Below are 9938 nucleotides of genomic sequence, written 5' to 3' on the forward strand. Positions count from 1 at the left end.
GTCCAGCAGTCCGACCCACGACGTGCGCCCGGACTCCAGGGCGGCAACGAAGGAGTACGGCCAGCCGGGGACGAACTGGTCGGCGCTTCGACCGCGGCCGTAGACGTGGCAGAACAGGCGCTCGCCGCTTGTCGGGGCATCGGGCCGCAGCCAGTTGGAGACGTCTACGGCCAGCGCGATTCTCCCGTCCGCGAGCCGTGGCAGCGGCAGGCCTGTCAGGGTGCGGCGCAGCCGCGTCGGCTCCAGCCATCCCCGGTCCAGCGCCTGGTACAGGGCGCCGTGCCCGCGCCGGTGCTCGGCCGCGAGCGAGAGCTCCACCAGCGTTTTCACTGGTCCGTCCGTGCACAGCACCGCGTCCGTCAGCTCGAAGAGCGCGTCCGCGCGGGCGTACAGGCAGTCGTAGAACTGAACCCGAAAGCGGGACAAGATGCCCAATGCGTCGCTCGTGGGCGGGTCAAGGGGGAGACTCATATGCAGCGGCCGTTCTCTTGGGCTTCGTGACTCGACATCTCGAAGCGTGGAGAACGGCCGCCTCCGCTGTCCCGGGAAGAACCGCAGATCAGCAGGTCGGGTGACCAGCAAGGTTAAACAAAAAGCTAAGGAACCCGGCTGGCAACACCATCGGAACCGACCCCGACCCCGAAAACAGCCCCACCGCTACCCAGCCCTTCTCAACCAACTCATCAACCCCCAGGCCGCCGACAAGGCCCACCAGCGAACCACCCACCCGCCACAGGAGCGTCTCACCGAACTCGGGATGCGCTGGGCGTAGCTCAGTCCCTTCCGCCCGGCCGGGGCGCAGGGGCGCAACCCGCTGCAACGCGGCCCGGCCGCCCTTCGGAAAAGGTGAATGCCCAGGTCAGGGGTGCAACGCGGAACCCGCGTTGCACCCCATGTTGCGGATGGCGGTCAGCGTGCGGCGCGGCGGCCACGCTGACCCTCAGCCGATGGCCTCCCAGATGTCGGGGAGGGGCCGCACGAACCGTGCGGTGTTCTTGGGGTTGTCCTCGCTGAACGCTTCCCAGTCCGGGAGCTCGTGGTCCACCGTGTCCGGCGAGTCGTGCCGCACGCAGTGCTGGGCGAGCCACCGGTCGTCACGGCCCACCGCGTAGACGCTGATGAGCCCGTGCCTGCTGACCAATTGCTCCCAGCGCCCGACCTGGCTGGTCTCGACCCAGTTCTTGCACCGCGTGTTGGACCGCGTCCGGGCAACGCACTGGATGCCGTCGATCGGGTGGGGGCCGATCCACAGCCGGTCGTTGATCACGAACAACATCGGGGGGCGCTGGCCCAGATTCTCGCTCACGCCATCGATCCTGTCAGACAACACAGCCTGCTCCAGGCGGATTTGGCCCACTCGGTCAGCCACCAGCCCGCGCAGCAGCGAGTCGATCCCGCCGCCGATGGTGGCTGTCGTGGGGTGCTGTCGCGCCCGGACCTCGTACGGGGGTAAGCGCCTATCCGCGCAGGTCACAGGGCGCGACAGCACCCAACGCGACAGGGGGTCGCGACAGCCCCCCGCGACAGCCTCCGGCATCGGCGCTCACGCGGCGCGGTGCGATGGCGGACCGGCAGTGTCGTCTGACGTTGCACCTGGACTGCGAAGTTGGATCGTGGAGTGAGCGCGGAGTAATCACGGGCTGGCCACGGGTAGCGGTGCTGCGTCGGTATGCCTGCTGGCGCGAAGGGTGGCGAGGCCGAAGGCCAGTCCTCCGGCGATGAACCAGGGGTTCCACAAGGCCAGCGTCCAGACCCGCTGCTGTTCGCTCACGGAGGCCCCCACGTGCGCGGTGCCGGTCAGCAGTATCACTTCGATGCCAATGCCACGTGCCAGCAGGACGGCGCTGACACTCCACCCCAGCCCTCTCGCCAGCGCTGCGGGCGTCCTCCGAAGATCAGAACGGGTGAGCAGCCATGCGAGCACGGCGCCGAGGAGGCAGAGCCCACCCACGCCCCACAGGCCGGCGACGACGAACCATAGCGGCCGCGTGGTGGCCAGCGGACCGGCGGAGACACTCAACCCCACATCACCGCCGAGGCCCCAATAGAAGTGCAATCCCGCGAAGGCGACCGCCCACCCGCACGCGATACGCCCCCACAGCGTGGACCGTGCGGAACCGCCTGCTCCCTCCTGCTCGCGGTTCACCGCTGAACCGCCCGGGCCTCGCGCCCGCCGGCGCGCGGGCCGGCCGCCTCCTGTGGCAACACGATGAACGCCGTGCCGTGGGCCAAGTCGACGCTGGAGCGGGGCGGCGCACCGTCGCTCTCGTCGTCCCGCCGCAGCCGCTCCACCCGCCGCTGCTCCAACTCCGCCGTCTTGTTCCCGTTCACGGTCGCCGTCAACTCATCGAACGCCACGCTCGACAACGACCGGCCCGTGCGCCTGCGAACCCACGGCAGCAAGCCCAGCCCCGTGAACCACCGCCACACACTCTCCGCCAGCGCGAACAGCACCAGGAGACACACCAACGCCGGAAACGACGTGGCCCACACCGCCACAGATGCCCCCATCGCCTCAACACAGCTGACGGTCGGAAAACGGCGCAAGGGTCAATGTCGTTCCCCTCGGACGTGCCCAGCGGGAAGTCCCTCAACGCCAGCCGGCGGCCCGTCCGTGGACCGCGCGCCCAGACACATCGGCACTCGACCCGGCAGCGGTCCAACTTCGATGGCAATCAGTCCAACTCCGCGTCACAGGACAGGCAGCGTAGAGCCGGCGAACCGGCCGCACGGCGACCACACTCACCCGATGGCCGCGTCCCTCCAGCCGGCGCACGACGGGCAGTCGACGTAGGCCACCGGGCCCGCGCAGAACGCCAGGCAGTCCTCGCAGGTCTTCAGTCGCTCCGCGAAGCCCTCCCCCACGCACGCGCCGAACGACGGGTCATCGCGGATCCACCGGCGCGTGTGCGAGTAGGGCTCGCCGGTGGGGGCGACCGCCTCGAAGCGGACCCAGCAGCCGCACACCATCACCCCGCTCGCGGCCATCGCCAGCCTTGCGCCGACGGGTCCGGCGAACGACGGCCGGGTGAGCAGCGAGTTGTTCTGCTGGTCCACGCGGTCCATGGTGTACTCCGCGCCCCAGGCGAACCGGTCCCTCAAGTCCGGGTCGGCGTGGATGTGCAGGGCGAGCCAGTGCTCCACCGCCAGGGTGACCGCGCACTCGGGCCCGTATGCCTGGCCCAGCACGAGCAGCGCCAGCGGGTCGCACACGGTCGCGGGCACCGTCTGGTCCAGGCGCCCGGCGGGGACCAGGTCGAAGAGTTCCTCGCACCGCTCCGCCAGTGGGTAGTCCACGTGGTCCTGGTTGTGGAAGTCCCAGTCGGTCGTGTCCTCGGGGCGTTCGTGCTGCGCGATTCCGTTGATAGCGGTCATTTGGTGTCAGATCCTCTCGTTCGGGCCATGACCCGATCCGACCCCGATTCACCTGTGGATAACTTTCTGCACCTCATCGCCATATCGGCATGAAAGATGCTCAGTCAGGATGGATCGGTCATCGGAGCCGCAGGTGTCCGGCACGCTGCTGTACGGTCCACGCCCACCCGGCGACCGCGTCCAGGGCCCCTGTCGCACCCGGCTGTCCGGCCCCGACCACGCACGGAGGAACGCAGGTATCCGCGCAGGTCACAGGGCGCGACAGCACCCCACGCGACAGGGGTCGCGACAACCCCCGCGACAGGCTGCGGTCCAACCCCCCACCAGGACAGCGCCGGGACGGCCTCCCGGAGCACCACCAGGGCCACCAGAGCAGCCTCCACGGCGGCCTGACGGCCACCCAGCCGCCCGGCAAGGACAGCAGCGCAGCGGGACGACGGACGCCCGGGACGGCGAGACGACGGGCGGCAACCAGGACGACGGCCGAAGGACGGCGAGGCGGGTGGCCGAGGGCCGGCACCGAGGCCTGCGGCCTCCGGGTGAGCGGCGAGCCGGGCGGGCGCCAAGGACGTCGAACGGGAACGGCGGCGGCCAGGGGGGACGACGCGCGGCACGGCCAGCGGCCCAGACCACGGCGACGACTCCGCGCGGCCGTCGTGGAGCGCTGCTCCGGACGACTCCGTGGGGCCGTGCCCGCCCCGTCGCCCCCGTGCCCGACGAGCGGTCCCAGCCCTTGGTCACCTGATTTCCTCGCAGGTCAGAGCCAGTACCAGTGACCGAAGTGACCGAAACCGGAGGCCACGACGACGAAGGCACAACCCCGCCGCGGGAGACACGGCCCGGCCCGGCGCAACGGGACGGGGCGGCCACTACCCGGCGACGGGCACGGCGACGGCCGGCCCGGACCACACCGGCCCCCACCACCACCCCGACGACGGACACCGCTACCGGGGACGGCGGGTCCGACCCTGGACGGCGGCCCAGCACCAACCAGACCGGCGCAGCGAGGCGGGGCCGGGCACGGCCCCGGCCCGGACGACCCGGGGCCCGGCAGCTCCACCCAGGACGAAACCGAACACCGGCCCTACCGCCACCCTCGCCCCCGCAATTCCAGCCAGAATTCACGCCATCATCGGTGGCCAATCCGCCAAAACAACCCAAACGAAATGTCCGGCGGAATTCAGCCTCGAATACAGGCCCATAACGCCCGATCGGCCCTCAAGCGAGCCGACCCGACCCCCGACCTCATCGACCACTACATACAGTCACCAAACCAGCCCGGCCGCCGACCTGACAGGACACCCATACAGGTCCAACCAAAGGTCCAGACAATACAGTATGAGCGGCCATTCCACGCCCCCACCGACCAACAGGTCACACCCGACGGCTCCTCGCCGGGTAGAGCTTCGCGTGCAGCACGCGGTCCTCCCACCACGGATCGTCCGATGGAGACCAGCGCGGCCACCAGCTCGCGCTTGGTCGGGACCGGCAGCACCAGCGGGCCCAAGTCCTTTGCGGCGCGGGCCTGTACGCAGTCGGGGCACTCCAGCCGGTCCGGCCGGGCCTTCTCCCGCAGCTCCAGCTTCGAGTCCTCCTTCCCCCCGATCGAGCCCCGGCACGTCCAGCACGGGCGCAGCACGGCGTTCGCCGCCCGGGCGGCCTCCGGCTGCTCTTCGGCCTCCCGTTCCCGGCGGTCCTCGCGGTCCTGGTGGCAGGGCCAGCAGCGGACGCCGGGGCGGCGGGTCCACTCGACCTGTCCCTGGCGTCCGTACTCCCAGGTGCTCTCCTGCTCGGGAACGTCGCCGCAATCGATGCAGGCCACGTGGTGCAGGTGGCCAGGATCGGAATCCCCTGAGAGGGCGAGCGTGGCGGCGACCTGGCGGGCCGCCGTCAACCGAGCTTGGATACCTGGTAGTGGCTGATGTACCAGCGGTCGGCCGCCTGCTTGACCACCAGGCTCAGGTTCACCGTGAGCGTCGGCCGGTCGGTGAACGAGAAGTCGACACTCGTGTAGCCGAGCACCACACCGTCGACCAGCTGCCTGGTTTCGAGGATCCGGTAGTCGGCGGTCATCCCGATCGGCTGGGAGCCGTAGTAGTCGGCGATGCCGCGGCGACCGACGGTGTACGGATGGAGGCCCTGGAAGATCGCGTCCTCGGCGAAGCAGGAGGCGGCCCGCTCGGGCTGGTGCGCATCGACGGCCGCCTTCCACTCGTCGAGGACTCCACGAAGGATCTTCTCATTGTCCGCTGTGCTGCTCGTCGGAGTCGTGGCGCCGCCGGCGTGGTCGGGGTCGCTCGGGTGGGGCGAGAGCGGGGTGACCTCGTCGGTGCGCCAGATGCGCAGCGGCATGGAGGCCAGGACTTCCTCGAGCCGGCCGCCGTCGGCGGCGGCGAAGAGCCCGAGGGTGCGCCACTCGCCCGGTCGCAGGGGAGGGCGCCACAGGCGGAGCAGGTGTCCCTGCGTCGCGAGCTCACGCGCCCGTGCGGCCTCGCGGGCGCGGATGTCCTCGACAGCCTGCTCCGGGGTCCCGTCCGGGACGTGGGTGGTCATCGTGACGAGGAATTCCATGATCACCTCTTCCGGGGAGCCGGCCGTACGGGAGCCCGCCGTGCGGTTGGCCGACGCGCCTCTACCCAGTCTGCTTCAGCCAGATCGGGCGGTCCTGACGAGCAAGCCCCAGACGGCCTCGTCAGCTCGGCACCCTGCCTCGCGAGTACCACCCCGCCGCCCTGGAGGCCTTCGCCTAGGCTGTGTGTCGAAAGTGGATCTGGTGCTGTGGATGATCACGGTTCATGGGTCGGGGAGATCTCACGGACGAGCAATGGGCGGTGCTGGAGCCGTTGTTGCCGAAGAGCACGAAGGCGGGCCGGCCACCTGTCTGGCCTCGGCGGCAGCTGATCGACGGCATACGGTTCCGTGTCCGTACAGGGGTTCCGTGGCGGGACGTGCCCGTCGAGTACGGGCCGTGGGGCCGGGTCTACGACTTGTTCCGCCGGTGGCAGCGGAACGGCACCTGGCATCAGGTCTTCACCCGGCTGCAGTCCTTGGCCGACGCGAAGGGGAGGATCACGTGGGACCTGAGCGTCGACTCCACGGTCTGTCGTGCTCATCAGCATGCGGCTGGGGCCCGCAGGCAGGGTGACCTGCAGAAGGAACCGCCAGGCGGTGTGTTCACCGAACCCGAGGATCACGGACTGGGTCGCTCACGCGGCGGGTTCACCACCAAGTTGCACCTGGCCGTCGAGCAGGGTCAGAAACCCATGTCGATCGTGATCACGGCCGGGCAGCGCGGCGACTCGCCGCAGTTCGAACCCGTGTTGGACAAGGTCCGCGTGCCCCGCATCGGTCCGGGACGGCCACGCGTCCGCCCCAACCGCGTGCGGGCCGACAAGGCGTACGCCTCCCGCAGGAACCGCGGCTACCTGCGCCGCCGCGGGATTCGCTGCACCATCCCGGACAAGGCCGACCAGGCCCGCAACCGCCGAAGGCTCGGTTCCCGCGGCGGCCGGCCGCCGCGCTTCGACCCGGCCGACTACCGCGAGCGCCACGCGGTCGAGTGTGGGATCAACCGCCTCAAGAGGAACCGCGCTGTCGCCACGCGGTACGACAAGCTCGCTGTCCGCTACGAAGCGACAGTCCTGGTCGCGGCGATCAACGAGTGGCTGTAATCCTTCACTGAAAAGGCATCGGGGTCCACGGCAACGCCTCCCGCCAGCCCTGTCGATCGTGAGCCCAGTCCATCATCACCTTGGCGGTCGACTCTTCTGGGCCGAACACTTCATGGAGCCTTGGAACGTGGGCCTGGTAGTGCTTGTCTGCACTGCCTTCGCGGTACTCGACCTGGTAACAGCAGGTCGTGCAGAACCTCCTCGGTTGGATCGTCCACGGTACGACCGCCCGCTTCAACTACACGCAGCACTGGCTTTAGCATGCACGCGACTGTACCGACCCATAGGACTCAACTGCCCAGCCGTCCACAACCTCCCGAGGCAGAACACCTAGCCCGATGACGAGGCTGGCCGCGCCGCCCACCTTCCAGGAGAGGAAGCTGCGATCTTTGCCCAGGCGGACGAGCTCAACGCCCACATCGCTCGGTTCCTCGAACACTACGGGTAGGCTCGTAGGTATGGGAATTGACTGGGAGAACATACTCGGCGCAAGCGGTAACGGCCTCGACGATGCCTACGACAGCGCGGTCTCCGCGGTCATCTACAGCGATGACCCGGTGGAGGACCGTCGGCCACTCCCAGTCGGCGAAGAGCACGACGACACAGACGGCTTGCGCTGAACTGAGGAAACGCCCCGGCAAGCCGCGGCGTTTCGCCGTCAGGTCAGGGGTCAGTCAAGAGGTGGCCGAGCTCAACTCTGCAGCTCGATCGCCGCCTTCACCGAACTCGTCATCCCCGGCAACGGCACAGGTGACGGCCAGCACTACGGCACGGGGGTGCTGCCCGAGCACCGAGGTCACGGCCTCGGCCGATGGATGAAGGCCGAGTCGATCCGACAGGCCCACAGGGACTATCCGGACCTCGGTGACCTCCTGACCGACACCGCCGACAGCAACGCGCACATGCGACGGGTCCACGACGGTCTCGGCTACACACCCACGCACACGACACACCAGTATCAGCTCGACCTTTAGCAGAGAGCGGACGGGCCGGACCGGGACATCACCCCCTCCGGCCTGTCCGTGCTTTCGATACACGCCCTAGTGAGCCAACGGCCTGTGCCGCCCTGAAGCCCGCGAGCCCGCCGGGCCTGCCGGCTGTAGATCGACGCTTGGGTCCGAGAGCCACGGTCGCCAGGCCTGCTCTCGACGAGGGCAGGCCGTTCTGGTCGACTCGTAGCTCAGGAACTGCCGCCCAGCCGACTGATGAGTCCGTCCCTGGTGATTCCGTGTTCCTGGCCCCATGCCGCGAGGCGGTCCAGGTCGACCGGGTCGGGCAGCACGCGCAGCGCTTCCTCTGCTTCTTCCCGATACCCGGCCCTTTCCAGGATGGCAACGACTTCGCTCCTGCGGTACTCCACGATGATCATCTCGCTCAGTGGAAACCCCCATACCTCACTGTCGGCCTTCCGGCCGGCGAAGTCACGGCGGCCGAGCCGCAGGTCCGCCTCGAAGCCGGACCCGAACCGCCTTGCCGCCCGGACCTCCGGCGCGTCCAGGGCCGTCTCTGCCTACCTGTTCCCGCCGTGTCCGAGGAACAACGCCGGCCCGGTCCTGCGGGAGCGTCCTGGCGGCCTTCCGGGGCCGCCCGCACGCCCCGGCCGACGGGGCATCCTCAGCCCGGCCAGAGCCGGCGGATGAGGACGAACGCGCGCGACGTCCACGACGTCCTGGCCCCGGGCCTGAACCCGCCGGTGCCCGCGCCGCCATTGACGGGATGCGCTACCCGCCCCCGCGACCGGAGACGGCGACTGGGTCCAGTTCAACACCTACCCGCCCGAAGACCTCCGCCGCCGGCTCAAAGCGGCCTGCGCAGCCGACGGAACCACTGACTCACCACCCGGGGCTACGCCCGGGACTTCGGCCCGTCACGCTGACTGCCCGAGCGGAGCAGCTGACGCGTCCCGCCTCACACCCCAACCCGACCCCACGAGCGGCCGGCACCAGCCGGACGCGAAGAAGAAGGCACAGCGCAGCGACCGGACACACCGACCAACGCCCCGCCCACCCCCACCACAACCAGGCAGGGGCCCAGGAAGGCAAGTCGGCATGGTGAGAACGCTGTCTCGGCACCCCCGACCAGCGCAAACAGCCGGGCAAACGGGACCAGAGCCGGGCGCCGAACCGAACCCCGGACCGAACCCCCAGCCGGCCCCCCGACCGAACAGCCTGGGCCTGTCGCACGGCGCAGCGCGCGGCGTGGCGGCGCCCGGGGCGGCCTGGCTGGGTGGGCAGCGGGTCTCGTCCCCGCGACAGCCGAAGGGAAGAATCCTCGGCCACCTGCACCAAATGGCAGGCGGGCCGCATGTCCGTCCGCATCACGCGCCGACTTCCCGGCCACCCGAAGCCCCGCCAGCCCTTCCCGCCTCGTGCGCGTCATCCCGACGAAGATCGTCAGGCTCTTCTCGCCCCGCCGGGTCACCTCCCGGTTCCGCACCCCGCTCGAACGCCGGCTCTCCGCCTGACCGCCCCTTGACCGCACACCCCCACAGCCCCTCTCATGGAAGGACGGCGGGGAGGTGGTCACGGTGGCCGACGGACCGAACGGCGGACGCGACGTACCGGGAACGGTGATGGCCGTGGTGCTGGCGGTGATCGTGCTCGCCCTGATGCTCTGGGGGGCGACCGCGAACGACGCCCCGCCCGGCCGGTCCGACTGCACGGGCTCCTGCGGCTGGCACTGAGCCTGCGCCTCTCGACCCTCGGCGATGGCCCTTTTGAGGCTCTTCTGCTCCATCTGTGGGTCGGTGCGGAGCGCCTGACACAGCACACGCCGTCCCCTGTGCAGATCTTGAGGTGTTGAGGCCCGAGATCGGTCGCGCAGGGAGAACGGCGTGCGGTTCACCACGGTATTGAAGTCGCTGGTCGGATGCGAGCAGGCGGTGCCGGAGGA

The 9938-nt window shown here is 69.7% G+C and carries 10 protein-coding genes and 2 pseudogenes; 4 read left to right on the forward strand and 8 right to left on the reverse strand.

Features of this window, described 5'->3' with window-relative positions; translation table 11 throughout:
• From C2142_RS39295 to C2142_RS04495, 7 genes and pseudogenes are all read right to left on the reverse strand, one after another.
• Positions 1-471 (reverse strand): transposase (locus tag C2142_RS39295; RefSeq protein WP_241002376.1); only part of this gene is annotated, 471 nt, incomplete at its 3' end.
• 469 nt (positions 472-940) lie between these two features.
• Positions 941-1306, reverse strand: a complete 366-nt coding sequence (locus C2142_RS04470; protein WP_148641181.1) for a hypothetical protein — start codon at positions 1304-1306, stop codon at positions 941-943.
• 327 nt (positions 1307-1633) lie between these two features.
• On the reverse strand, positions 1634-2146 hold the full coding sequence (locus tag C2142_RS04475; protein WP_148641182.1) for a DUF3995 domain-containing protein: 513 nt from the start codon (positions 2144-2146) through the stop codon (positions 1634-1636).
• Positions 2143-2454, reverse strand: a complete 312-nt coding sequence (locus C2142_RS04480) for a DUF6191 domain-containing protein (protein WP_148641183.1) — start codon at positions 2452-2454, stop codon at positions 2143-2145. Before C2142_RS04480 ends, C2142_RS04475 begins: the two co-directional genes overlap by 4 nt.
• A 288-nt stretch (positions 2455-2742) precedes the next feature.
• Positions 2743-3375: a hypothetical protein gene (locus tag C2142_RS04485; protein WP_148641184.1), complete on the reverse strand. Its 633-nt coding sequence runs from the start codon at positions 3373-3375 to the stop codon at positions 2743-2745.
• A gap of 1890 nt (positions 3376-5265) precedes the next feature.
• On the reverse strand, positions 5266-5610 hold the full coding sequence (locus C2142_RS04490; RefSeq protein ID WP_148642182.1) for a nuclear transport factor 2 family protein: 345 nt from the start codon (positions 5608-5610) through the stop codon (positions 5266-5268).
• A 69-nt stretch (positions 5611-5679) separates the two neighbouring features.
• A pseudogene (locus C2142_RS04495) lies at positions 5680-5946 on the reverse strand (muconolactone Delta-isomerase family protein); the annotation flags it as partial.
• 224 nt (positions 5947-6170) lie between these two features.
• Here C2142_RS04495 and C2142_RS04500 point away from each other — a divergent pair.
• The 3 genes and pseudogenes from C2142_RS04500 to C2142_RS39300 all read left to right on the forward strand — a co-directional run.
• Entirely contained in the window at positions 6171-7046 is an 876-nt protein-coding gene (locus C2142_RS04500) for an IS5 family transposase (protein ID WP_148641185.1), read from the forward strand.
• A 458-nt stretch (positions 7047-7504) separates the two neighbouring features.
• Entirely contained in the window at positions 7505-7666 is a 162-nt protein-coding gene (locus tag C2142_RS04505) for a hypothetical protein (RefSeq protein ID WP_167346444.1), read from the forward strand.
• An 84-nt stretch (positions 7667-7750) separates the two neighbouring features.
• Positions 7751-8020 (forward strand): annotated as a pseudogene (locus C2142_RS39300) (GNAT family N-acetyltransferase); the annotation flags it as partial.
• A 206-nt stretch (positions 8021-8226) separates the two neighbouring features.
• On the opposite strand, the gene C2142_RS04510 reads toward C2142_RS39300, so the two are convergent.
• Positions 8227-8415 carry a hypothetical protein gene (locus C2142_RS04510; protein WP_148641186.1) on the reverse strand — a complete coding sequence of 63 codons (189 nt, stop codon included), beginning with the start codon at positions 8413-8415 and terminating at the stop codon, positions 8227-8229.
• A gap of 1158 nt (positions 8416-9573) precedes the next feature.
• On the opposite strand from C2142_RS04510, the gene C2142_RS04515 reads away from it, so the two are divergent.
• On the forward strand, positions 9574-9729 hold the full coding sequence (locus C2142_RS04515; RefSeq protein ID WP_153882754.1) for a hypothetical protein: 156 nt from the start codon (positions 9574-9576) through the stop codon (positions 9727-9729).
• The last annotated feature ends 209 nt before the right edge of the window (positions 9730-9938 follow it).

Origin of the sequence: Streptomyces sp. CB01881, assembly GCF_002953255.1 — a bacterium.
Lineage (GTDB): Bacteria > Actinomycetota > Actinomycetes > Streptomycetales > Streptomycetaceae > Kitasatospora.

Excerpts from the sequence above, each read along its gene's own strand:
- C2142_RS04485 (WP_148641184.1), bottom strand. The coding sequence starts at position 3,375 with ATGACCGCTATCAACGGAATCGCGCAGCACGAACGCCCCGAGGACACG.
- C2142_RS04500 (WP_148641185.1), top strand. The coding sequence starts at position 6,171 with ATGGGTCGGGGAGATCTCACGGACGAGCAATGGGCGGTGCTGGAGCCG.
- C2142_RS04505 (WP_167346444.1), top strand. The coding sequence starts at position 7,505 with ATGGGAATTGACTGGGAGAACATACTCGGCGCAAGCGGTAACGGCCTC.
- C2142_RS04510 (WP_148641186.1), bottom strand. The coding sequence starts at position 8,415 with ATGATCATCGTGGAGTACCGCAGGAGCGAAGTCGTTGCCATCCTGGAA.